The organism is Actinoplanes sp. NPDC049599 (genome assembly GCF_044465625.1).
Lineage (GTDB): Bacteria > Actinomycetota > Actinomycetes > Mycobacteriales > Micromonosporaceae > Actinoplanes.
Genome location: NZ_JBITLX010000022.1, coordinates 135629 through 158022 on the forward strand (window position 1 = coordinate 135629; position 22394 = coordinate 158022).

General features: G+C 73.7%; 19 protein-coding genes, 1 rRNA gene and 1 pseudogene. 12 read left to right on the plus strand and 9 right to left on the minus strand.

Translation table 11 applies throughout. The features are described from left to right. The 4 genes from ACIBQZ_RS31300 to ACIBQZ_RS31315 are packed head-to-tail and all read right to left on the minus strand — an operon-like array spanning position 1 to position 3382. Positions 1–888, minus strand: a complete 888-nt coding sequence (locus tag ACIBQZ_RS31300) for an NAD kinase (protein WP_396092418.1) — start codon at positions 886–888, stop codon at positions 1–3. After that, the gene (locus ACIBQZ_RS31305; RefSeq protein WP_396092419.1) at positions 885–1745 is read right to left on the minus strand and encodes a TlyA family RNA methyltransferase; all 861 of its coding nucleotides are present in this window, start codon (positions 1743–1745) and stop codon (positions 885–887) included. Before ACIBQZ_RS31305 ends, ACIBQZ_RS31300 begins: the two co-directional genes overlap by 4 nt. A gap of 30 nt (positions 1746–1775) precedes the next feature. Continuing rightward, complete coding sequence (locus ACIBQZ_RS31310) at positions 1776–2069, minus strand: hypothetical protein (protein WP_396092420.1); 294 nt, start codon at positions 2067–2069, stop codon at positions 1776–1778. Next, positions 2066–3382: a hypothetical protein gene (locus tag ACIBQZ_RS31315; protein WP_396092421.1), complete on the minus strand. Its 1317-nt coding sequence runs from the start codon at positions 3380–3382 to the stop codon at positions 2066–2068. Before ACIBQZ_RS31315 ends, ACIBQZ_RS31310 begins: the two co-directional genes overlap by 4 nt. Before the next feature lie 116 nt (positions 3383–3498). On the opposite strand from ACIBQZ_RS31315, the gene ACIBQZ_RS31320 reads away from it, so the two are divergent. From ACIBQZ_RS31320 to ACIBQZ_RS31340, 5 genes are all read left to right on the plus strand, one after another. Further along, complete coding sequence (locus tag ACIBQZ_RS31320; RefSeq protein WP_396092422.1) at positions 3499–3834, plus strand: alkyl sulfatase C-terminal domain-containing protein; 336 nt, start codon at positions 3499–3501, stop codon at positions 3832–3834. An 83-nt stretch (positions 3835–3917) separates the two neighbouring features. Beyond that, positions 3918–4805, plus strand: coding sequence for an ABC transporter ATP-binding protein (locus tag ACIBQZ_RS31325; protein ID WP_396092423.1), 888 nt, complete (start codon positions 3918–3920; stop codon positions 4803–4805). Beyond that, positions 4798–5619 carry an ABC transporter permease gene (locus ACIBQZ_RS31330; RefSeq protein WP_396092424.1) on the plus strand — a complete coding sequence of 274 codons (822 nt, stop codon included), beginning with the start codon at positions 4798–4800 and terminating at the stop codon, positions 5617–5619. The genes ACIBQZ_RS31325 and ACIBQZ_RS31330 overlap by 8 nt, the downstream gene beginning before the upstream one ends. Before the next feature lie 5 nt (positions 5620–5624). Next, entirely contained in the window at positions 5625–6731 is a 1107-nt protein-coding gene (locus ACIBQZ_RS31335) for a sensor histidine kinase (RefSeq protein ID WP_396092425.1), read from the plus strand. Further along, positions 6728–7396 carry a response regulator gene (locus ACIBQZ_RS31340; RefSeq protein WP_396092426.1) on the plus strand — a complete coding sequence of 223 codons (669 nt, stop codon included), beginning with the start codon at positions 6728–6730 and terminating at the stop codon, positions 7394–7396. Before ACIBQZ_RS31335 ends, ACIBQZ_RS31340 begins: the two co-directional genes overlap by 4 nt. 192 nt (positions 7397–7588) lie before the next feature. Here the strand turns inward: ACIBQZ_RS31340 and ACIBQZ_RS31345 are convergent. After that, a pseudogene (locus tag ACIBQZ_RS31345) lies at positions 7589–7954 on the minus strand (transposase); the annotation flags it as partial. An 8-nt stretch (positions 7955–7962) separates the two neighbouring features. On the opposite strand from ACIBQZ_RS31345, the gene ACIBQZ_RS31350 reads away from it, so the two are divergent. From ACIBQZ_RS31350 to ACIBQZ_RS31375, 6 genes are all read left to right on the plus strand, one after another. After that, entirely contained in the window at positions 7963–8274 is a 312-nt protein-coding gene (locus ACIBQZ_RS31350; RefSeq protein ID WP_396092427.1) for a hypothetical protein, read from the plus strand. Positions 8275–10001: 1727 nt separating this feature from the next. Then, positions 10002–10730: a hypothetical protein gene (locus ACIBQZ_RS31355; RefSeq protein ID WP_396092428.1), complete on the plus strand. Its 729-nt coding sequence runs from the start codon at positions 10002–10004 to the stop codon at positions 10728–10730. Next, the gene (locus ACIBQZ_RS31360; RefSeq protein ID WP_396092429.1) at positions 10723–12129 is read left to right on the plus strand and encodes a hypothetical protein; all 1407 of its coding nucleotides are present in this window, start codon (positions 10723–10725) and stop codon (positions 12127–12129) included. The genes ACIBQZ_RS31355 and ACIBQZ_RS31360 overlap by 8 nt, the downstream gene beginning before the upstream one ends. Position 12130: 1 nt before the next feature. Beyond that, complete coding sequence (locus tag ACIBQZ_RS31365) at positions 12131–12406, plus strand: hypothetical protein (RefSeq protein ID WP_396092430.1); 276 nt, start codon at positions 12131–12133, stop codon at positions 12404–12406. Further along, positions 12406–14196, plus strand: a complete 1791-nt coding sequence (locus ACIBQZ_RS31370) for a hypothetical protein (protein ID WP_396092431.1) — start codon at positions 12406–12408, stop codon at positions 14194–14196. Before ACIBQZ_RS31365 ends, ACIBQZ_RS31370 begins: the two co-directional genes overlap by 1 nt. Further along, entirely contained in the window at positions 14193–16502 is a 2310-nt protein-coding gene (locus ACIBQZ_RS31375) for a hypothetical protein (protein WP_396092432.1), read from the plus strand. Before ACIBQZ_RS31370 ends, ACIBQZ_RS31375 begins: the two co-directional genes overlap by 4 nt. Positions 16503–16550: 48 nt before the next feature. Here the strand turns inward: ACIBQZ_RS31375 and ACIBQZ_RS31380 are convergent, their stop codons facing one another. The 3 genes from ACIBQZ_RS31380 to ACIBQZ_RS31390 all read right to left on the minus strand — a co-directional run bounded on the left by ACIBQZ_RS31380 (position 16551) and on the right by ACIBQZ_RS31390 (position 20116). Beyond that, the gene (locus ACIBQZ_RS31380) at positions 16551–18044 is read right to left on the minus strand and encodes a DUF4407 domain-containing protein (protein WP_396092433.1); all 1494 of its coding nucleotides are present in this window, start codon (positions 18042–18044) and stop codon (positions 16551–16553) included. A 114-nt stretch (positions 18045–18158) separates the two neighbouring features. Next, on the minus strand, positions 18159–19136 hold the full coding sequence (locus ACIBQZ_RS31385) for an HAD-IIA family hydrolase (protein WP_396092434.1): 978 nt from the start codon (positions 19134–19136) through the stop codon (positions 18159–18161). Continuing rightward, positions 19133–20116 carry a Replicase polyprotein 1ab gene (locus ACIBQZ_RS31390; RefSeq protein ID WP_396092435.1) on the minus strand — a complete coding sequence of 328 codons (984 nt, stop codon included), beginning with the start codon at positions 20114–20116 and terminating at the stop codon, positions 19133–19135. Before ACIBQZ_RS31390 ends, ACIBQZ_RS31385 begins: the two co-directional genes overlap by 4 nt. On the opposite strand from ACIBQZ_RS31390, the gene ACIBQZ_RS31395 reads away from it, so the two are divergent. Next, complete coding sequence (locus ACIBQZ_RS31395) at positions 20066–22306, plus strand: hypothetical protein (protein WP_396092436.1); 2241 nt, start codon at positions 20066–20068, stop codon at positions 22304–22306. The genes ACIBQZ_RS31390 and ACIBQZ_RS31395 overlap by 51 nt on opposite strands. On the opposite strand, the gene rrf is transcribed toward ACIBQZ_RS31395, so the two are convergent. Continuing rightward, positions 22307–22394 (minus strand): 5S ribosomal RNA (gene rrf / locus ACIBQZ_RS31400); the annotation flags it as partial.

Sequence of the window (22394 nt, forward strand, 5' to 3'; positions counted from 1 at the left end):
TCAGCGACGGTTGCCGCGCCAGCCGTCGACCGGCAGGGCGAACTTCGCCACGAGCGTGTCGGTGAACGGCCGGGGATTGAGCCGGACGAGGCGCACCGGCAGCTCACCGCGCTGCACCGTGACCTGGGCGCCGGGCGGCAGGTCCCAGGTGCGCCGCCCGTCGCAGCACAGCACCGCGAACGACGTGTACGGGTCCACGGTGATCACAAAAGTCGAGGTGGGCGCGGTCACGATCGGGCGGCTGAACAGGGCGTGCGCGCTGATCGGCACCAGCAGCAGCGCCTCGACCTCGGGCCACACGACCGGACCGCCGGCCGAGAACGCGTACGCGGTGGAGCCGGTAGGTGTGGCGCACACGACGCCGTCGCAGCCGTACCGCGACAGCGGGCGCCCGTCGACGTCGACGAGCAGCTCGAGCATCTGCGCCCGCTGGCCCTTCTCGACGCTGACCTCGTTGAGCGCCCACGAGTCGGCGATGAGCCGGCCGTCGTACTCGGCGCGGACGTCCAGGGTGAGCCGTTCGTCCACGGTGTAGTCGCCGGCCACGATCTCGCGCACGGTCTGGTCGATGTTGGTCAGCTCGGCCTCGGCGAGGAAGCCGACCTTGCCGAGGTTGATGCCGAGCAGCGGCGCCTTGGCGGGGCGGGCCAGCTCGGCGGCGCGCAGGAAGGTGCCGTCGCCGCCGAGGGCGAAGACGATCTCCACCCCCTCGGCCGCCGTCGGGTCGTCGACCGGGGTGACCCCGGCGGGCAGCTCGAGGTCGGCGACCTCCTGCGCGATCACCCGTACCTCAAAACCGGCCGCGACCAGGTCGCGGGCGACGGTCTGGGCATGCTGGGTGCTCTGCCGTCGACCGGTGTGGGTGACCAACAAGGCGGACCGCGTCACGAATCCTCCAACAGGTGCGAAACCGGCATAGGTGCCGGCCCGGCGGAGGCTACCGCGCCGGACGGGCCGGCGGCGACAACGGCATGCACCCGCGCCTCGTCGGCCGGCGGGGCGTCCCGCCGGAACCACAGGAAGAACTCCACGTTGCCGCTCGGGCCGGGCAGCGGGCTGGCGGCCACCCCGGCGACGCCGAGACCCAGCTCGGCGCCGGTGGCGGCCACGGCCAGCACGGCCTCGGCCCGGAGCAGCGGGTCGCGCACGACGCCGCCGGAGCCGACCCGCTCCTTGCCGACCTCGAACTGCGGCTTGACCATCAGCGCGAGATCACCGTCCGGGCCGGTGCAGGCGGCGAGCGCGGGCAGCACGAGCCGCAGCGAGATGAACGACAGATCGGCGACGGTGAGATCCACCGGGCCGCCGAGCGCGTCGGGCGTGAGCGCGCGCACGTTGGTGCGCTCCATGACGGTGACCCGCTCGTCGGTGCGCAGCGGCCAGGCGAGCTGACCGTAGCCGACATCGACGGCGTAGACGTGCCCGGCGCCCGCGCGCAGCAACACGTCGGTGAACCCGCCGGTCGAGGCGCCGGCATCAAGGCAGCGCCGCCCCCGCACCGGCAGACCGGCGAAGGCGGCCAGCGCGCCGGCCAGCTTGTGACTGCCCCGGGAGACGTACTCGGTGGCCGGATCGTCACCGGTCACCACCACCGGATCCGCCGGATCGATCATGGTGGCGACCTTCTGCGCCACCGTGCCCCGCACCTGGACCCGGCCGGCCGCGACGAGCGCGGCCGCCTGGTCCCGGGACCGGGCGAGCTTGCGGCGGACGAGCTCGGCGTCGAGACGCGCACGGCGGGCCATGAGATGAAAACCTTTTCTCCGGTACGGGGGTCAGCGGTCGATGCCGGCCAGGGTCTCCTGGAGCACCTGGTGCGCGGCCTCGTACTCGGCGATCTGGTCACCGGGGGCGAGGGTGGCGGCGTTGGCCAGCGCCTGCAGCACGGCGTCGACCGCGGGGTGACCGGTGCCGCCGTTGGCGTCGAGCTGATAGGCCGGGGTCGGCTGGGGTCCGGTCGGCTGGGGTCCGGCCGGGGGTGGGGCGGGGCGGAAGCCGCCGGGGGGCGGGCCGGGACGGAAGCCGCCGGCCGGCGGGCCGGGGCGGGGCTGCTGGTTCGGGTACGTCACGGCGTGACCTCCGGCGCGGCGGGGTTGGTCGTCTTCTTCGCGGCCTTCTTGGCGGGGGTGGTCCTGGCGCCGTCAGCGGGCCGGGCGTCCGTGCCGGTGGGGCCGCTCTTCGCCGGGCCCGCTGCCTTCGCCGGACCCGCTGCCTCCGCCGGACCCGCTGCCTCCGCCGGACCCGCTGCCTTCCCAGGGCCCGCTGCCTTCCCAGGGCCTGCGGCCTTTACCGGGCCTGCTTTCCCCGTGCCTGCGGCCTTCGCGGGCCCTGCGGCCTTTGCCGGGCCTGCTTTTCCCGTGCCTGCGGCCTTCGCGGGCCCTGCGGCCTTTGCCGGGCCTGCTTTTCCCGTGCCTGCGGCCTTGGCGGGACCAGCCTTGGCGGGGGCGATCGTTGCCGGGGTGGCCTTCTTGGCGGCTGCCTTCCTGGCTGCCGCCTTCTTCGCGGCGGGTGTCGGCTGCGGCAGTTCGGTCGCGGCCGCGGCTTCCTTCACCGATGCGGTCGGCGCCGCCGCCGTCCCCGCCGGGGTGGCCGGCTCCGCGGATGGCGCTGCCTTCGCCGGGCCGGCCACGCTCGCCGGACCGGTGGATGTGGCCGGGCCCGTCGCCTTCGCCAGGCCGGCGGACTTCGGCAGACCGGCAGCCTTCGCCGGACCCGTCGCCTTCGCCGGGCCGGCGGATTCGGGCAGTCCGGTCGCCTTCGTCGGTCCGGTCGCCTTCGCCGGGCCGGTCGCCTTCGCCGGGCCGGTCGTCGCGCGCGGCGCCGCCTTCGGTGGCCTGCCCTTGACCGGAGCCGCTCCCGGCGTCACCCCCTGCACCGGCGTCGTGCCGTTGCTCGCGGCCGCCTTCTTCACCGCCGTGCGGGCCGGCTCCGCGGCGGCCGGCATCGCGTTCGGGGTCGCCTTGACCGCCTTGCGCGCCACCGCCTTCTTCGCCGGCGGCACGACATCCGCCGGCCCTGGCCCCGCGAGGGTCACCTCGGCCGCCGTACCGGAATCGGTGGTCTCGGCCGCGCTCGCGCGGGCCTGCGCCTGACGCAGCTGGCGCTCCAGGTCGCGGACCCGGTTGTTCAGGTCGGAGACCTCGTCGGCCGTGGCCAGACCGACCAGCCCGAGCGCGCGGTCCACCTCGAAGCGGACGATGTTGGTCAACGCCTCGCGGTTCGCGACGCCCGTCGACATCAGGTCCTCGACCAGTCCCTGCAGCTGCGCGGCGGTCGCGCCGCCCCGGTTCACGAGCTCGCCGGCCACCTGCTGGGCCCGCTTGCGTGGTGCCTCGGTCAATCCGAGCGCCATCTCGAGATACGCCCGCCATGCGTCCTGCATGTTGCTCCCTCCGGCTCGCGGCCCCGCGTGTGCTGGTGCAACGCTACCGGGCTTACCCGCAGGTGCATTGCGGTACCGTGCGGAGCGTCGAGGTGCAGTCGCGGAAGGGGACCGAATTGGCCAGCGTGGACGAGTGCCGGCAGGCGTTGCACGATCTCGCCGCCCGGCTGGACGCCAACGCCGAGACCCGCGGCAAACTCGACCTGGACCGCACGCTCGCCTGCCGGATCACCGACCTGGGCACCGCGTTCCACGCGCGGCTGGCCGGTGGCCGCCTGGTCGACATCGCCGACGGCGACGACCCGCGGGCGAAGATCGCCCTGACCAGCACCGGCGACGACCTGATCGCGCTGGTCACCGGCCGGCTCGACGTCACCCGGGCGGTCGCCTCCCGCCAGGTCGTGGTCAAGGCCAACCCCTTCGACCTGCTGAAGCTGCGCAAGCTGCTCTGACCCCGGCCGTACGCCGAGAGACGTACGCAGAGTGTCGCTTCTGAGCGGACGCGCCCAGCCCGGGACCCCGCAACGATGGGCTCATGACACCACCCGTCGAAGCCCGCCGCCTCACGAAGCGCTACGGCACGCTGACCGCCGTCGACAGCCTGGATCTGTGCGTCCGGGCCGGCGAGGTCTACGGCTTCCTCGGCCCCAACGGCGCCGGCAAGACCACCACGCTGCGCATGCTGCTGGGCCTGATCCGGCCCACGTCCGGCGAGGTGCGGTTGTTCGGCCGGCCGCCGGGGCGGCTCGACGGGGTGGGCGCGTTGATCGAGGGGCCGGCCTTCTACCCGTACCTGAGCGGCCGCGACAACCTGCGCGTCCTGGCCCGCCACGCGGGCGTGCCACCCGACCGGATCGCGGCCGTGCTCGACCAGGCCGAGCTCACCGACCGGGCCGGCGACCGCTATGCGGCCTACTCGCTCGGCATGAAACAGCGCCTCGGCGTGGCGGCCGCGCTGCTCAAGGATCCGCACCTGGTCGTGCTCGACGAGCCCACCAACGGCCTGGATCCGGCGGGCATGGCGGACATGCGGGTGCTGATCCGCCGGCTCGGCACGGCCGGCTGCACAGTGCTGCTCTCCAGCCACCTGATGGCCGAGGTGCAGGGGCTCTGCGACCGGGTGGGCGTCATCGCCGACGGCCGCCTGGTCGCCGAGAGCACGGTCGCCGAGCTGCGCGGCAGACCCGGCCTGCGCCTGGTCGCCACACCGCTGGAGGACGCCGCGGCGCAGGCTCGCAGCCTGCTCGGCGCCGACGCCGTCCAGGTCGCCGACGGCGGGCTGCGCCTTGCCGTGCCACCGGCCCGCGCCGCCGAGGTGAACGCCGCGCTGGTCGGAGCGGGCATCGCGGTCAGCGAGCTGCGCGCCGAGGAACGCAGCCTCGAGGACGCCTTCCTGGCCCTGACGGGAGCAAGCCGTGCGTGACCACATCCGCGCCGAGGGCCTCAAGCTGCTCCGCCGCCCGGCGATCTGGGCCCTGCTCGCGATCGGCCTCGGCCTGAGCGTGACCTTCACCTACCTGATCCCGTACGCGGGCTACGCGGGCGGCACGAGCGGGCCCCGCGCCGACCGTGGCCTGGCGGCGCTCCTGCCGGACCAGCTCGTCGGCAACTCGATCGGCGGGCTGCCGGTGTTCCTGGGCGCGCTGATGCTGATCCTCGGCGTGCTGGCGGTCGGCAGCGAATACGCGTGGGGCACCTGGAAGACGATCCTCACCCAGGACCCGGTCCGCCTCCGGGTGTACGCGGCCAAGCTCGTCACGGTCTGCCTGGCCGCGCTGACCGGGGTGCTCGCCGTCTTCGCCGTGGGCGCGCTGGCGAGCCTGGCCGTGGCGCTCGCCGAGGACCGGCAGCTGGAGTGGCCGGGCGCCGGCGACCTGCTCACCGGAATCGGCGCGGGCTGGCTGATCGCCGCGATGTGGACGGTGCTCGGCGCGCTGCTCGGCATCGCCCTGCGCGGGGTGGCCCTGCCCGTGGGCCTGGGCCTGGTGTGGCTGCTCGCGGTGCAGAACCTGCTGACCCTGATCGCTGCGCCCCTGCTGGAGCCGGTGGCCCAGCTACAGAAGGGCCTGCCCGGCCCGAACGCGGGCTCGGCGGTGGCGGCGCTCGGCGCAAGCGGGGACACCCCCGGCGTCGAGGCGCTGGTCGGCGGTGGCCAGGCATTGCTGGTCGTGGCGGCATACCTGGTGGTCTTCGCGGCGCTGGGCGGCCTGCTGCTGCGCCGCCGTGACATCCTGTGAGCGTCATGAACCGGGCACGCGGATACCTACCGGACGGGCTGCTCGCGCTCGCCCTGCTGGCGGTCGGCCTGATGGGCACCGCCCCCGCGGGCCGCAACCAGGGCGTCCCGTCGATCCCCGGCTGGGCGTACGCGCTGGTGGTCACGGCCGCCCTGGCGCCGGCCGTCCGGCGCCTGCTGCCGATGCAGGTCCTGGCGGTCTGCACCGCGGCGGTGTGCGGCTACCTGCTGAGCGGCAACCCGTACGGCCCGATCATGCTGAGCCTGGCCATAGCCGTGTACACGGTCGCCGCGCACCGCCCCCTGCGTGCCGCGGCCGTGGCGGCCACCGGCTCGCTCGTCCTGCTCATCGTCGCGGGCCTGCTCGGCGGCGGCCTCGACACGGCAGCGGTGGCCCCGCAGGTCGCCTGGGTGGCCGGCCCCCTGGCGATCGGCGTGACCGTCCGCGTGGGCCGCGAGCAGGTGCTGCAGAACCGCCGCGACGAGGCCCGCCGCCAGGCGGACGCCGAACGGCTCCGCGTCGCCCAGGAGGTCCACGACGTGGTCGGCCACGGCCTGGCCGCGATCATGATGCAGGCCGACGTCGCCCTGCACCTGCTGCCCAAGCAACCCGAACAAGCCGAGGCGGCGCTGACCGCGATCAGCCGCACCAGCCGCGAATCCCTCGACGAACTCCGCACCACCCTGGGCGCGGTCCGCCGCGGCGACGACCCCGACGACCGCTCCCCCGCCCCGGGCCTGGCCCACCTGAACGCCCTGGTCGACCGCACCCGCGCCGTCGGCGTCCCGGTGACGGTCGACCTGACCGGCCCGCTGGCGTCCCTGCCCACGGCGGTGGACCTGGCGGCGTACCGCATCGTGCAGGAATCCCTGACCAACGTCCTGCGCCACGCGGGCGCGGCAACGGCAACGGTCCAGGTCACCCTGACCGACGCCAACCTGACGGTCTCCGTCACCGACACCGGCCGGGGCGCCCTGCCCACCCCGGCTCCCGCAGGCCACGGCCTCGCCGGCATGAAGGAACGCGCATCGGCCCTGGGCGGCTCCCTGACGGCAGGCCCCCGCCCCGAGGGCGGCTTCGCCGTGACCGCAGCCCTCCCGGTGCGCCGATGACCACCGGCGAGCCGATCCGGGTGGTGATCGCGGACGATCAGGACCTCATCCGGCTGGGCCTGCGCACCCTGCTGACGAGCGAGGACTCCATGGTCGTGGCGGGCGAGGCGGCAGACGGCCTCGCCGCGGTCGAGCAGACCAGGCGCCACCACCCCGACGTGGTCCTGATGGACGTGCGCATGCCGGGCATCGACGGCATCGAAGCCACCCGCCGCATCGCCGCGGACCCGGACCTGACCGCCACCCGGGTCATCGTCCTGACCACCTTCGAAATCGACAGCTACGTCTTCGACGCCCTCCGCCACGGCGCCAGCGGCTTCCTGATCAAAGACACCAAACCGGCCGACCTGGTCCACGCCATCCGCCTGGTCGCCGCCGGCGAGGCCCTGCTGTCGCCCTCGGTAACCCGCCGCGTGATCCGCGAGTTCGCCTCCCGCCCGACCAGAGTGCTACGCCCCCACCCCCACCTCAACACCCTCACCGACCGCGAACGCGAAATCGTGGGCCTGGTCGGCGAAGGCCTGAGCAACGAGGAGATAGCAGCCCGCCTGACCCTGAGCCCAGCAACGGCCCGCACCCACGTAAGCAGAGCCATGGTGAAACTCGCCGCCCGCGACCGTGCCCAACTCGTCGTCTTCGCCTACCAATCCGGCCTGGTCGACTAACCAGCCCACCTCACCTCACCTCACCCCGCCCCAACCGTCAGGAGGGAGGCGCACCCAGCGACGCACGACGACCTACAACCGCAGCCACCACACCCCCGCCGCCACCCGACCCAACGGGCGACAACCATGCGGGTCAGGGGCCTCCCGACTTTCGCGGGTCCGTAACGCGATCGGTGTTTCTGGCGTTGATCTGTACTGCTCGGCGTCCGGCCAGCGGTCACCGAACGTGATGGCGAAGGCGTTCAGTACGGCTTTCCATCTGATCGTCCATCGGGTGCGGCCCGCTCCGGTGGGGTCGAGGCTGCGGCTCACAAGGTACCGGCATTTCATGGCGGCTTGCTCGGTTGGGAAATGTCCGCGGGCCCGGATCGCGCAGCGGCAGCGGGAGTTAAGCGATCCGATATATTTAGGCCCCCATTTCTCGTCCAGTTCGTCGACCGCGGCGCGCGCGGCGTCGGCGTTCGGCGCGGTGTAGATCGGTTTGATGTCCCGCTTGATCGCGTCGCTGTCCTTACGCGAGGTCAGCCGGAACGTGTTGCGGATCAGGTGGATGATGCAGGCGTCTCATGACCGAGGCGCTCGGTCATCTCCTCGTTCAACGCTGCCTCGAGGACATTCCGGTGAACAGTTTCAACAATCCGCCCGGGGCCGGTCAGCTCCAAGCCCCGCTGCCGGGCCTCGGCCACCATCGCCGCCGCTGCGACATGCTCCGGCGACAGCTTCCGGATTCCAGTACCGGCGTTCTTCCGTCGACTCACGACTCTCCGGTCATTACTCACGACGCCCATCCCACCAGACTCAAATCCGGCGAATCGCGGCCAGAAACACCGTTCGTGACACAGTCCCCATTGCCAGGTTCGTCGGGTATGCGGGATTGACCTTTGGAGGGGGTGTGTGGCGGTGGTGGGGGTTGAGGGGGTCATTTCAGGAGGAAAGGGGTGTGAGTGGTGGACCTTGTAGCGGTGTGGTGTGGCTGGATCGTTTTAGCTCATCAAGATCTGCGGGGAGGCTGCCGCTGAGGCTGCGACGGCACTGAATGGCGAAAGTCGACGAGCCTGCGGCATGCGGGCATGCGGGCCAGCGCGCCAGCGGGCCAGCCGCCCAGCGGTCATGCGGGCCAGCGGTCATGCGGGCCAGCGGTCATGCGGGCTGAGCGGTCATGCGGTTCAGCAGCTCACGTAACCAACTGACCCGGCCGATGCGGAAGCTGCACCGCTGGGCCGAAACCGACAGCGCCACGAATTGCACCGCACGGCACGACAACCCCGCACCGCACGGCGAATGGCACAACCGGCACTGCACTGCGCAACCGGCACCGCACGGCACGGCGCTGCCAGCACCGCCGCGACCAGAACCGCCGAAGCGGCCGACCTCGATACACACACTGACCGCTCCACCCAACCCGGCCCAAACGGCCCAACTCGGCCCAGCCCGGCCCGGCCCAAACCGGCGCGGCCCGGCGCGGTGCGGCCCGGCGCGGCCCGGCGCGGCCCGGCGCGGCCCGGTGCGGCCCAGCCCGGCGCGGTGCGGCCCGGCCCAGCCCGGCGCGGTGCGGCCCGGCGCGGCCCAGCCCGGCGCGGTGCGGCCCAGCGCGGTGCGGCCTAGCGCGGCCCAGCGCGGCCCAGCGCGGCCCGGTGCGGCCCAGCCCGGCGCGGCCCAGCGCGGCCCAGCCCAGCGCGGTGCGGCCCGGCGCGGTGCGGCCCGGCGCGGCCCAGCCCGGCGCGGTGCGGCCCGGCGCGGTGCGGCCCGGCGCGGTGCGGCCCGGCGCGGTGCGGCGCGGCCCAACCCGGCCCCGTGACCCCAACCCTGCCCGGCGCGACCAGACGCGGCGCGGCCAATCCTGGGCCGACCCCGCACCGCACCGCACCGCAAAAAAGGAAAACCCACGCGCCCGATGTGAATATCGATCGCCTTTTCGCGTGATTCCCGGCCCCACCGGCCGCCCCGCGCATTATTGCCGGACTACCGCCGCGCCAGGCCGACCGAACGGCCGTCATCCCCGCGGGTGAAGTCCCGCAGAATGCCTTCCCGCCCGCACTCCGAAACAGTTTCCGCTATTCCCCTCACCCCTCACCGGCCCCACCACCCCACCCCAGCCCCGAACTGCCGATCCACCCGCCCAGGCCGCTCCGGTCCACCACCGTCACCGAATGCTCTGCCCCGGCCGTTCCGGTTACCCCGGTCGTGGTCGGTCATCCTTCCGGGTTGATGTGGGCCCTTCGGCCATTTACGTGTTCGTGGGGCCCTGGCTTACCTTTTGTATCCCCGGCCGCGTCGTCCGCACGGTTCCGGAATGCATTTTCCCACCAACTGGAACCCCGGGCGGAGGTGTCGGCACATCGTCATCGTGGACGGCCCTCGGCACTCTTGTCGTTCTCGCCGGTCTGCTGGTGGGGAGCTGCCGGCGCCTGCCCGTGGATGGTGCGCCCGGTTGGGGTTCGGGCCCGCCGCGCCGGAGCCCGCGATCACCCCCCGGGACCAGCGAAGACCTGCGCCGGGCACGCAGCACCGGCCGGTACGGCAGCGACACCGCCCGGGGTCGACGGTCCCACGGCCGGGCCCGGGACCTCGCCCGGACGATCAGCACAGCGATCGGAGAGACCCGATGACCACGGCGGACGCGCACTTCGAACGCGGTGTCCTTGATGCCTTCCGGCGTGCGGTCGAGCGGTACTGCACGATCGTCAACGCCGGCGGCCTCGACCCGGCCGCGCTGCGGATCTCGGTGTCCGTGGTGACCTCGGCGGCGACCAGTCCGGGGTTCGGTGGCAAGGTGCACCGGATCGTCCACCAGCACGTGCACGCCCGGCTGCCCCGGGCCCGGGTCGGCTCGGTCCGGTTCGCGGTTGATCCCGCGCTGCCGCATCCCGGGCACCGGTTCCTGCTCCAGCCGCCCGCCCTGCCCGCGCCGAAGCAGACGCTGCGGCTGACCACCGCCGAGCCGCCGGTCGTTGTCCCGTCGGCGACCGCGCACCTGACCCTGCGGTACGGCGCCGACTTCCGCTGGGTCTGCCACCTGGCGTCCGCACCCGGCTGGGTGCCGCTGGGCCGCTGGACCGGTCAGGCCGCCCGCGACGCCTCGGTGCGCCTGCCCGAGTACGCGACCTTCCTGCCCCGCGGCGAGCTGCTCTACCTGCGCCACGACGGCCGGCGCGTCGAGTTCGCCCGGTCCCGGGTGCGGCCCGACTACCTGGTCACCATCGACGGCGCCCCGCTGCGCGCCGGTGGCCGGCTCATCCAGGCCGGCCCGGCCGGCTCGATCGGCTACACCGGCGGCACCTCGTCGTCCACCCTGCTCGACTACCACCTTGCCTGGGAGGGCGGTCATGGCTGATCCGGACGAGCCCGCGATGGTCATCAACCTCAGCGGACCGCAGTGGCAGGTGCTGCTGACCGTCGCCCCGCCGCGCGGGCACGAGCACAAGAGCGTCGACTTCGACGTGCCGCCGATCGGGGGTGGCGCGACCGGCCAGCTGCGGCGCATCCGCACTCAGGTCATCTTCACCACCGCCGCCAACGAACGGGACGGCTGGCCGACCTGGCACGTGAAGATCTACGGCTGCGCCGACCTCGGCGACGCCGAGGCGCTGCGCCAGCACCTGCACGGCCAGGCGACCGCGCTGCAACGGGCCAACCGCTATCTCGGCGGTACGGATCGCCGCACCCCGGTCGAACCGCCGTGGGCCGTGGTGCCGGTGCAGGTGGTCCGGGGTGACGGGCAGCTCGAACAGCTCTCCGGCGCGGTCACCACCCGGCTCGGCACCCCGTCCGACGAGGTCGTCGCGCAGCTGCACCGGCGGCTGCCGTCCTGGATCGGCGAGCACGCCCGGCCCGACCTGTACCTGCTGGCCGTGTCGCCGCAGATCGACCTGCTCCGGTGGGAACCGGTCCGGCGCTGGCCGGGCACCGAGCGGCTGGGCGACTTCCGGCTGCTGGCCGCCGGCCTGGACCAGCTGCACCAGCTCAAGTGGGCGCACTGCGACATCAAGCCGGAGAACGTCTGCTGGTGCACCAACCAGGACAGCAGCGGCTACGTGCTGATCGACACCGACGCGGCCACCCAGGCCGATCCGCCGCCGGCCGTGCTGCGCGGCACCGAGCTCTACGAGTACGGCGGCATCCGGCGCATGCGCCACGACACCGCCGAGGGCTGGCACCTGACCCCGGGCCTGCTCTACGCCCAGGACCGGTTCGGCTTCCTGATCGTGGTGCTGTGCGCGCTCGCCGGCCGGCACTGGGTCGAGCAGACCCTGCTGCACACCGACCCGGACAGCCCGGCGGTGCGCGTGGCGGACAGCGAGGAGGCCGTCCTCAAGGCGCTCCGGGAGCACTGGGCCGACCCGCGCTGGGAGCCGCTGATCACGGTGCTGGCCGAGCCGTTCGGCACCGGCCCGCGTGGTCGGATCGCCATCGAGTCGCCGCACCCGTGGGCGCAGGCCTGGCTGACCGAGGTGCTCGCGGCCGAACAGCGCTGCGCGGGCGAGCCGGCCGCCGCACCGGGCCGGACCCGGACGGCGCTGGTCTCCACGTTCGCCGGCCCGATCGAGGAGATCCGCGCGTACGCCCGGCACGGCCCCGCCACCCGGCCCGAGCGGGTGCACCGGGCGTACGACGCGATCGGCCGCCAGGCGCAGGCGGTGGCCCTGCGCCGGGCCGCGCTGTGGTTGTCGATCTGGGTGGTGGGCTGCGTCGTCGCCGGGGCGGCGCTGGGCGTTCTGGCGATCGGGGGATGACGTGAACCGTTCATGGCGCGAGGCGCTGCGGCACCGGGTGGCCCGGCAGTGCGGCGAGCCCGGCGAGCAGTTCGCCCGGTACGGGCACACCTTCGGCGACTGGATCGACGCCGCACCCGAGCCCGGGCAGAGCGCGTTCGTCGAGGTCGAGGCCGGGGTCGCCGGCTACCTCGGCACGGCAGCGCGGACCGGGCGCCGCTGGGGCACCGCCGCCGGCGCGCTGCTCGGCGGCGGCGCGGCGGCGCTGTGCTTCCTGCTCGTCCGGCTGGTCGCCTGATGCGCTGGTCGAAGCCGCCGCCGGCGGAGGACCCGGCGAGCCGGTTCGGCGCGACCTGCCCGGTGTGCCGGCAGCTGCTCGGCGGCACCCCGCCGCCGCTGGACCCGGCGACCGGCCGGTTCCTGATGCCGCCGTCGTTCCGGCTGGAGGTGGGCGCGCCGGACGGCCGCAACGACACCCCGTGGCGGGTGACCATGCTGGCCGGCAACTACCGGCCGGCGGAGTCGGTGGACCCGGCCTTCAACGAGCACGAGGTCGACTTCATCTACCTGCTCTGCGGCGGCGGGCACATCTTCCCGGACGCCACCCCGGTCTACCGCTCCGGCGTGCAGCGGCGCCCGGACGAGGCCCGGCAGAGCATCGACGAGTGGAACATGGTCGCCGCGATGGGCGCGCCGGCCAGCGGCAAGACCTACCTGCTGGTCCGGATGCTCAAGCAGAACCTGGACAACCTGGCGCAGTGGAACGCCTACGACGACCCGGGCCGGATCCGGCTGCGCAAGCTCAGCCCGCTCGAGGAGCTGCCGCTGACCTCCCGGATCGGCAAGTACAACGACACCCGGCAGACCGGCAAGGCGATCCAGCCCACCGGCACCGACCGGCAGGCCACCCCGGCGGGACTGCTGGAGGAGCAGCTGCGGGACGCGCTCGCGGCGATCCAGGAGCTCGTGCGGCGTACGGTGGTCGACGGTGAGCGCCGCGCCCAGCAGTGGGGCCGGCAGTTCCGGCAGCCGCTGGTGCTGCGCACCGACAGCGGCGACCGGCGCACCTGGACCGGGGTCGCCGACCTGCCCGGCGAGCTGTTCGACGAGCGGCGCAGCAACCACCGCGAGGCCGGCATGCTGCGCTCCTTCGACGCGCTGCTCTGGGTGGTCGACCCGGCGGTGGCGCCGAACGCCACCGACTGGATGGCGACCGAGTCGGTCGCCGAGGAGCGGCTGCTGCTCGACGGCAGCCTGCGGCCCGGCACGGTCAGCGGGTACGGCGCCGGCGCCGAGGTGGTACGCGGCAACCGTGAGTCCATCCAGGACGACATCGGCCAGCAGGTCACCATGGTCGACGGGGTGTTCGCCACCAACGAGGGCCGGCCGCTGCAGATGCTGGTGGCGGTCACCAAGTGCGACCTGATCCGCGCCGCGCTGGAGAAGCCCGGGCTGAACCTGCGGGACTTCGGCGCGCCCGGCGAGGTGGAGCGCGGCACCGCCACGTACCTGTCGGTCGCGGTGGACCGCTGGTTCCGGGGCACCGGGGCGGACCCGGGCGCCACTCAGCTGCTGACCTACGTGTGGGGGGCGCGCACCGCCGAGCCGGCCGTCCGGCAGCGCCGCGCCGTGCAGGTGGCCCGCGGGCTGCTGGACCACTTCTCGCAGCCCGAGGAGTTCTGGAAGCTGGTGCACGTCGGCACCGACAACGAGGTCAGCATCCCGGCCGGCGACATGACCACCGAGGTGCCGCAGCACGTCCGGGTGCCGTCGATCGACGAGCACCTGGACAGCGCGCTGCGGCCGGGCTCCGGCGCGCTGATCCTGCTCCGTGACCTGATCATGTCGGCGGTCGGCTGCGGGCTCGCGTACGGCCTCGGCCAGCAGAGCGCGCTGTTCCGGATGCACAGCGAACCGTGGATCACCCTGCGGTTCTTCCTGTGCTCGCCGCTGGCCACCGTGCCGATCGCCGTGGACGACATCCGGCTCAAGCCGCTGGATCCGCGTGACCGCTTCCCCCGCGTCGACGACCGCGCCGCCGCGCTGACCCAGCTCCTGCTGGCCGTTCTCGGAAGGGCTCGTAGATGACCAACGCCATGATCATGGTGCAGTGGGCCGACCTGACGGGCCGCGGCTTCAGCCCGCACGAGGAGGGCCCGCCCGCGCCCCGGGAGTACTGGGGCGCCGCCGAGCGGCTGCTGCAGGCCGACCTGAGCCAGCCGCCCGAGGGCATCCGCTCGACGGTCGGCCATCCGGTCTGGACGCTGCGCCGGGTGCACGTGCAGGGCCGCTGGCTGTGGTGCTTCGTCGTGCAGGGCCGGCGCGGGCCGTTCGGCGTGGCGGGCACCTGCCGCTTCGCGTTCGCCGCCGAGGACATGACGGCGCTGGAGGCGTGGACGGCGGGCGCCGAGATCGCGGCCGGCGACCAGAAGGCGCCGGCCGTGCCGTACGACGCGGAGCGCTTCCAGCTGGCGGTGATGCAGCTGCTCGGCGGGATCGTGACCCGGCAGCCGGCCATCCCGGTCGACGGCGACCCGGCGCAGGCCGCGACGATCATCCCGGCCGCCCTGAAGGTGCTGCCGGAACGCGAGCTGCGCGCCTGGTCCTGGTCGACGTGCATGCTGCAGCGCCCGGACTCGCCCGACCTGCGGGTGGTCTCCGGCGGCTGGCCCGAGGACTTCCGCCGCGAGGAGCCGCACCGGGCGGACAGCGTCGCGCAGCTGTTCCGCCGCGGGCCGGTCACCGAGGCGGACATCAAGAGCCGGCTCAAGCGCCGCGAGGTGCTGCGCGGCTTCGAGTTCCTGGTGCACTACGCCGCGACCGGCCGGCGGCCCGACCCTGAGCTGCTGCGCGGCGACTGCCCGCTGGACGAGATGCTGGTCGAGCTGGGCCACGCCAACTTCGTGCCGGGCTGGGCCGACGTGCCGTCGATGCTCGACACCCTGGGCGGGCGGCGGCGGCTGGCGAAGGAACACGTGCTGCTGGTCAAGCAGTGGGCCCTCAACGCGCCCACCGAGGCCGTCGACCGGCTGACCGACGAGCTCGGCGGGCCGCTCGAGGATGCCCTGCTGGCCGGCGTGATCGCGGCACAGGGCGGCACCCCCGACAACGTCCTCGACCTGCCCACGGCGGCCCGCCCCGAGCTGACCTCCTGGCACAAGCGCCTCGCCACCCTACTGCTGAACGCCTACCCGCAGCCCCGGCAACTGCGCGCGGTCACGTACCGATGGATCGGCCCGTCCGGGTTGCTGGGCGGCTTCCCGGACCGGATCGCGGCCCGGTCCTTCCTGCTGTCGCTGGGCCTGACCATGCACGACGACAGCGAGTACTTCCCGCCCGACCCGGACACGGTGGTCGCCGAGCTCAACACCCACCACGAGTGCACCGCGGCGGTCACCGAGGAGGTGCTGCTGGCCGAGCGCCCCCTGCGGTTCCTGTGCTCGCTGAGCGACCGGCTCGACCCGCTGCCGGGCCGGGCGGTCGGCGAGCTGCTCTGGCAGTCGGCGCTGCGGGACCGGCGCACGCTGCCCGAGGCCGAGCTGCGCGTGCTGCAGCCGCTGGCCCGCAACCTCACCCGCGCCGGGCTCTGCCGGCAGGCCGACGAGCAGTGGATCGACACCATGCTCGGCACGGTCGAGCAACAGCTGGGCGGCAGCCGCTCCGGACGGCTGCGGCGGATGATGTACGGCGCCGTGGAAGCGCTGCTCGAAGTGGACCGCGAGGGCCCGCGCAGCCCGGCGCTCGTGCAGCGCTGCCGCACCATCGGCTACGACAACCACGCCACCACCCAGGTCGCCACCGCGCTGCGGCTCGCCGGGTCGGCGCCGGCCACGTACCAGAGTCAGAGCTGGGCGCAGGGCGACCAGAACACCGGCAGCTTCCCGGTCCTGCGCCCCCGCGGCCGGGCCGGCACCCTGTGGCGGGGCCTGACCACGCACGTCCAGGCCGGTGGGCGCCGCCGGCCGCTCGTCTACCTGGCCGGCGTCGTCGTGGCGGCCGTCCTGCTCGGCTCCGCGTGGTTCGTCATCGCCCACCGCGCCGAGCCCACGCCGCCCCCACCGCCTGCCGCACCGGCCGAGCTGCCCGGGCAATTGGCGCCGCCGAGGCAGCGGGTGGAGATCGTCCTGCCGCCGCAGCAACCGCCGTCCCTGCAACGCGACGAGCGGGCCTTCTTCACCCGCTTCGATCAGGAGGTGGGCGCCGGTGACGTGCCGGCGCTCATCCTGCTGGTCAGCTACGGCGGCGACCAGAACCGGACCCGGGACCTGGAGAACGTGCTGCTCGGCTCGGACCGGCTCGCCCAGGTGCCGGTGCGCACCCTGACCAGCGCCGAGCCGCCGCCGGACAAGCTGCCGCCCGGCACGGTGATCGGCACGGTCTACTTCAACCGGTGACACGGAAAAGGGGAGAGCCGCCCGGCTCTCCCCTTTCTCGGAGTTCGCCTACTTGAAGCGCCACCGCGGCATCGTGTCCTCGGTGCCGGTGTCGCTCTCCGGCTCCGGCACGGCCACGGACGCCCCCGGGCCTACCGGCCGGGTCGCCGACTCGTCGGCGGGCCACTCCGTGTAACCGGTACGGTCCGGCTTGGCCCGCCGCGGCCCCGGAAACCGCAGCGTACGGCGGGTAGCGGTCTCCGCCGCGCCGCCGTTGAGCCGGTGCAGTTCCTCGCTGCGCCACCGGTCCAGCTCCCGCTTGCGGATCTCGGTCTGCACGTGCGTCTCCCGGCCGTCGGTCTCCCGGCGGATCTCCTCCCGCCGCTTCGCCTGGGCCTCCAGCTCCCGGCGTTCCTGCTCGCGTTCGAACTCGATCCGGGCCCGGGCCGCCTGCACATCGCTCTTCTCCGCGGTCGCCAGGATCTCGTCGTACGCGGTCGGCGGCCCGACGTTGAGCAGGAACTTGGTCAGCACCGGCAGGATCTCGATCGCCGTGATGAACAACAGCAGCGTCAGGTACGCCGTCTTCAGCGTCGCGTTGCTGTCGGTGATCCGGCTGAGCGCCTCCAGCTGGGCGAGCAGGCCCCGGTCGTTGCCGCTGTCGATGAGGTAGCGGTCCTCCTCGGCCTGCTTCAGGCTCTTGAGCCGGGCCAGCTCCGCCTCCTTGGTGGCGAGGTCGGTCTGCGCGGTGGCCTGCTCCTTGCTGCTCGTGGACTGCTGCCGGGCCAGGGCCGCGGTCTTGGCGCCCTCCAGCTTCTCCTTGGCCGCGTCCCGCTGCACGCGCAGCTCACCGGCGGCCCGCAGCTTGGTCTTGTACGCCGGGCCGCCGCCCTTCTGCCCGGTGCCGTCCGTGCCGTCGAACTCGGCGATCGCCTTGGCCCGCGCCTCGCTGTAACGCTTCTCCAGCGCGTCGTACTCGGCCTGGTCACGCACGACCGCCGGGTCCTTGCCGACCAGGTCGGAGACCAGCGAACCGGCCGCGACCTGCTGCAGCCGGGTGACCTCGGCCTGCAGGTCGGGGATGCCGGCGAAGCGCGTGTCGGACCGCAGCTTCTGCTCGTAGGTGTTGCGCTCGACCTGCTGGGTGACGGTCAGCTGGGCCTGGATCTCCCGCTGGAAGATCCACAACACCAGCGGCGTCGACACCACGGCGCCGATCACCAGGGCCAGCAGGATCCGCGGTACGAGCGTCGCCAGGTTCTGCCACCACAGCTCACGACGGCCGGCCGCGGCGACCAGCCACCGGTCCAGGTTGGCGATGGCCAGCGCCCACAGCACCGCGATCACCACGGCGACCGCCAGCGGCGCGCGTACCCCGGTGTGCAGGGCGAAGCCCGCGGAGAGCCCGGCCATGCAGGCGGTCGTGAGCACGACGCCGCCGAGCCCGGAGTATTTGCGTTTCTCGCGGGGGCTGCGCGACAGCGTGTCCGGATCGGCGCCGGAGAGCCAGATCAGCAGACCTCGCCGCGGGGACGGCTTTTCCTTGTGTGCGCTTCCTGCCACTGACTGTCGACTCCCGTCGGACTCTGGGTGTCCACTATCTCCGGCGGCGCCGGACACGGAAATCCCCCGCAGGCGTGGTGCCTGCGGGGGATCAACGACAGTGCGGAGCGGCGGTTACAGCTCCCAGCCGGCGAACAGCTCGCGGGCCGCGTCCGAGCCGGCCTCGACCTTGCCACCGTTCCAGTAGACCCCGGCGAGCAGCCGCAGCGCCTCGACCGGCTCGCCCGCACCCTCGAGCTTGCCGTCGGCCAGCCGCCAGCCGCCGAGCTCGTCGGTGCCGGCCGGGATCCGCGCCGCCGACGCCTCGCCGAACAACCCCGAGAGGTCTGCTGACACATACGTCGGCCGGCGCTCCGGCGGGGCCGCGAGCAGCTCGGCCGGACCGCTGACCCCGGTCAGCACCAGCAGGCTGTCCATGCCCGCACCGACCGCACCCTCGATGTCGGTGTCGAGCCGGTCGCCGACCGCCAACGGCCGCTGCGACTTCGACAGCGAAGCGGCCGTCTCGAACAGCGCCGGCGCAGGCTTGCCGACAACCACGTCCGGCTCCCGGCCCAGCGCGGTGCGCAGCACCCCGACGAGTGAGCCGTTGCCCGGCAGCGGCCCACGCGGGCTCGGCAGGGTCCGGTCGGTGTTGGTCGCCATCCACAGCGCACCGGCGCGCACCGCGAGCGAAGCCTCGGCCAGGATCTTCCAGCCGACCTCGGGCCCGTAACCCTGCACGACCGCCGCCGGCTCGTCCTCGAGCCGCTCCACCGGCACCAGCCCGGCATCACGCACCTCGGCCCGCAACGCCTCCGCGCCGACAACCAGCACGGGAGCGCCGGCGGGCAACCGCTCGGCCAGCATGGCGGCCGCCGCACCGGCCGAGGTGAGCACCTCGCCGGCCTCGGCGGAAACACCCATGCCGGTGAGCAGGGCGGCGACGTCGGGGGCACGCCGCGAGGCGTTGTTGGTCGCGTACGCGATAGCCGTGCCGGCCGAGCGCAGCCGCTCGACCGCCCCGGCCGCACCCTCGATCGGCTTGTCGATCAGGTAGATGACCCCGTCCAGGTCGAGGATGACCAGGTCGTAGCCGTCGACCAGGCTCACGCCTCCGGCTCCTTGTCACCCTTCGCGGGGCGCTCGGTCCCGTCGGTCCCGGCGGTCCCGGCCTCGATGTCGTCGACCTTCGGGTCGCCCGCGGTGTCGGTGATCTCGACGTCGGTGGACTGCGCCTCGACGGCGTCGGTCTCGGCCTCGGTCAGGTCGTCCTCATCCTCATCGTCGGCCTCGTCCTGGACCTCGTCCGTCTTGTCCTCGGCCTGCTCGGCCTGCTCGGCCGTCCTGGCCTCGGGGGCGTCAGCGGCGTCGGTCCCGGCCTCGGTCAGGTCGTCGTCGTCCTCGTCCTCGTCGCCGTCGACGAACGCCTCGTCGGTGTACTCCTCGTCCTCCTCGTCGGCGGCGGCCGTCAGCGGCTCACCCTCCGGCGCGGGAGCCTGCTCGTCGTCCTCGTCCTCGGGGTCGTCGCCCTCGATGGTGACGCCGTCGAGCTCAAGCAGCCGCTCAGCCGCGTCGGTGAGGTTGTCCTCGTCGGCAGCCGCGGCCCGCGCGAACCACTCCCGGGCCTCATCCCGCCGGCCGGCGGCAAGCAGCGCGTCGGCGTAGGCGTACCGCAGCCGGACAGCCCACTCGGCGTCCTCGTCGGCGGTCAGCTCCCGAACCTGCAGCATGGCCACGGCGGCATCGTGCTGACCGAGGTCACCACGCGCGCCGGCCGCGACGATCAGCAGCTCGATCGCGCCCGCCTTGTCGAGCGTGTCCTTGTCCGCACCACGGAACAGATCGATCGCCCGTTCCGGGCGACCCAGAGCGCGCTCACAGTCGGCCAGCTCGGCCAGGTGCGTCTGCCGCCCCGTCATCCGGTGGTACGTCCGCAGCTCGGCGATCGCGGTGGTCCAGTCCCCCACGGCGTACGCGGCCAGCCCCACGGCCTCCCGCACGACAGCGATCCGCGAGGCAAGCCGCCGCGCGGCGATGGCGTGCTGAAGCGCAAGCTCGGAATCCTCGTCGATGATCTGACCGGCGGCCACGAGGTGCCGGGCAACCAGATCGGCGGTGTCGCGCGACAGGCTCAGCAGCTCGGAGCGAACCTCCTTGTCGAGGTCGGTGGCAACAACATCATCGGGAAGCTCGGGCGCCTGGAAGGCGGGCTGCTGCAGATCGGGCTGCTCAAAGCCCCGCTCGCCCCGGGGCGCACGGTCATCCCGCGGCGCATCGGTACGCGGTCCACGGTTGCCCTGGTAGCCGCCGCGGTCCTCGCGGTTGCCGCGGTCGCTTTGCGGGCGGTCGTTGCTGCGGAGGCGGTCGCTCTGCGGGCGGTCACTGCGGAAGCCGCCGCCTTGGGGGCGGTCGCTCTGCGGGCGGTCGCCTTGGGGCCGGTCGCCCTGCGGGCGGTCGCCCTGCGGCCGGCTGCCCTGGGGACGATCGCCGCGGTAGCCGCCGGAGCCACCCTGGAAGCTGCTGCGCGCGCCACCCTCGGAGCGGTCCCCGCCTCGGTAGCCGCCACGGTCTCCGCCGCCCTGGTAGCCGCCGCTCTGCGGGCGGTCGCCGCCGCTGCGGTAGCCGCCACGGTCTCCACCACCCTGGTAACCGCCGCTCTGCGGGCGGTCGCCCTGCGGACGGTCGCCCCGGTAGCCGCCACGGTCGCCGCCACCCTGGTAACCACCACGGTCGCCGCCACCTTGGTAACCACCGCGGTCACGGTCTCCGCCGCGGAAGCCGCCGCTCTGCGGGCGGTCGCCACCGCTGCGGAAGCCGCCGCCCTGGGGACGGTCGCCACCGCTGCGGAAGCCGCCACGGTCTCCACCACCCTGATAGCCGCCGCTCTGCGGACGGTCGCCCTGCGGACGGTCGCCCCGGTAGCCGCCACGGTCGCCGCCACCCTGGTAGCCGCCCTGGGGGCGGTCGCCGCCGCTGCGGTAACCGCCGGAGGAACCACCGCGGTCGCCGCCACCCTGGTAGCCGCCACTCTGGGGGCGGTCGCCACCACTGCGGTAACCGCCGGAGGAACCACCGCGGTCGCTGCCGCCCTGGTAACCACCACGGTCACGGTCGCCACCGCGGAACCCGCCGCTCTGCGGACGGTCGCCCTGCGGACGGTCGCCCCGGTAGCCGCCACGGTCACCGCCACCCTGGTAACCACCACTCTGCGGACGGTCTCCACCGCTGCGGAACCCGCCACCTTGCGGCCGGTCTCCACCGCTGCGGAACCCGCCACCTTGCGGCCGGTCACCGCCGCTGCGGAAGCCACCGCTCTGCGGCCGGTCACCGCCGCCGCGGAAGCCACCGCCCTGGGGACGGTCGCCGCCGCCGCGGTAACCGCCGGAGGAACCACCACGGTCGCCGCCACCCTGATAACCACCACGGTCGCCGCCCTGGGGACGGTCCCCGCCGCTGCGGAAGCCACCGGAGGAACCACCGCGGTCGCTGCCGCCCTGGTAGCCGCCCCGGTCACGGTTGCCGCCACCTTGGTAACCACCGCGGTCGCCGCCACCGGACGAGCTGCCGCGGTCGCGGTCGCCGCCACTGCGGAAACCACCGCTCTGCGGACGATCTCCGCCACTGCGGAACCCGCCACCCTGGGGACGGTCACCGCCACTGCGGAACCCGCCACCCTGGGGACGGTCACCGCCACTGCGGAACCCGCCACCCTGGGGACGGTCACCGCCACTGCGGAACCCGCCCGAGGAACCACCGCGGTCGCTGCCGCCCTGGTAGCCGCCCCGGTCACGGTTGCCGCCGCCCTGGTAACCACCGCGGTCGCCGCCACCGGACGAACTGCCCCGATCACGGTCGCCGCCCCGGAAGCCGCCACGGTCGCCACCTCGGTCACCGCCGGCTCGGAAGCCGCCCTCGCGGCGGGGAGCGGCGCCCCGGTCGCCCCGGTCACCGCGGGGGTTCGCGCCGGAGCCTCCGTCGCGACCGCGGCCATCCCGGCCTTCGTCGTCGCGGTTGCTGGAGCCGCCGTCCTGCGGTCCTGGGTTCACGGGTCAAGTCCTTCCAAGTTCGGCGGGCCCTCACAACATCGGCGGGGCTGCCGGAGCACATCAAGTACGGAACAGATCACTACGGGTGGTACCAAGATCGTTCAGGTGCCGGCACTGCCACCAGGCGCGGGGGCGCACGTCGAGCGCGCAGCCCATCCAACGCTACTAGGGCCCGTACGCACAAAAGCAGTCGAGGGCCAACCCCAATGGGGAAGGCCCTCGACTGTACGTTAAGTCCGGCGGCGTCCTACTCTCCCACACCCTCCCGAGTGCAGTACCATCGGCGCTGGAGGGCTTAGCTTCCGGGTTCGGAATGAGACCG

Excerpts from the sequence above, each read along its gene's own strand:
- ACIBQZ_RS31305 (WP_396092419.1), bottom strand. The coding sequence starts at position 1,745 with ATGGCCCGCCGTGCGCGTCTCGACGCCGAGCTCGTCCGCCGCAAGCTC.
- ACIBQZ_RS31315 (WP_396092421.1), bottom strand. The coding sequence starts at position 3,382 with ATGCAGGACGCATGGCGGGCGTATCTCGAGATGGCGCTCGGATTGACC.
- ACIBQZ_RS31325 (WP_396092423.1), top strand. The coding sequence starts at position 3,918 with ATGACACCACCCGTCGAAGCCCGCCGCCTCACGAAGCGCTACGGCACG.
- ACIBQZ_RS31335 (WP_396092425.1), top strand. The coding sequence starts at position 5,625 with ATGAACCGGGCACGCGGATACCTACCGGACGGGCTGCTCGCGCTCGCC.
- ACIBQZ_RS31340 (WP_396092426.1), top strand. The coding sequence starts at position 6,728 with ATGACCACCGGCGAGCCGATCCGGGTGGTGATCGCGGACGATCAGGAC.
- ACIBQZ_RS31350 (WP_396092427.1), top strand. The coding sequence starts at position 7,963 with ATGACCGAGGCGCTCGGTCATCTCCTCGTTCAACGCTGCCTCGAGGAC.
- ACIBQZ_RS31355 (WP_396092428.1), top strand. The coding sequence starts at position 10,002 with ATGACCACGGCGGACGCGCACTTCGAACGCGGTGTCCTTGATGCCTTC.
- ACIBQZ_RS31360 (WP_396092429.1), top strand. The coding sequence starts at position 10,723 with ATGGCTGATCCGGACGAGCCCGCGATGGTCATCAACCTCAGCGGACCG.
- ACIBQZ_RS31370 (WP_396092431.1), top strand. The coding sequence starts at position 12,406 with ATGCGCTGGTCGAAGCCGCCGCCGGCGGAGGACCCGGCGAGCCGGTTC.
- ACIBQZ_RS31375 (WP_396092432.1), top strand. The coding sequence starts at position 14,193 with ATGACCAACGCCATGATCATGGTGCAGTGGGCCGACCTGACGGGCCGC.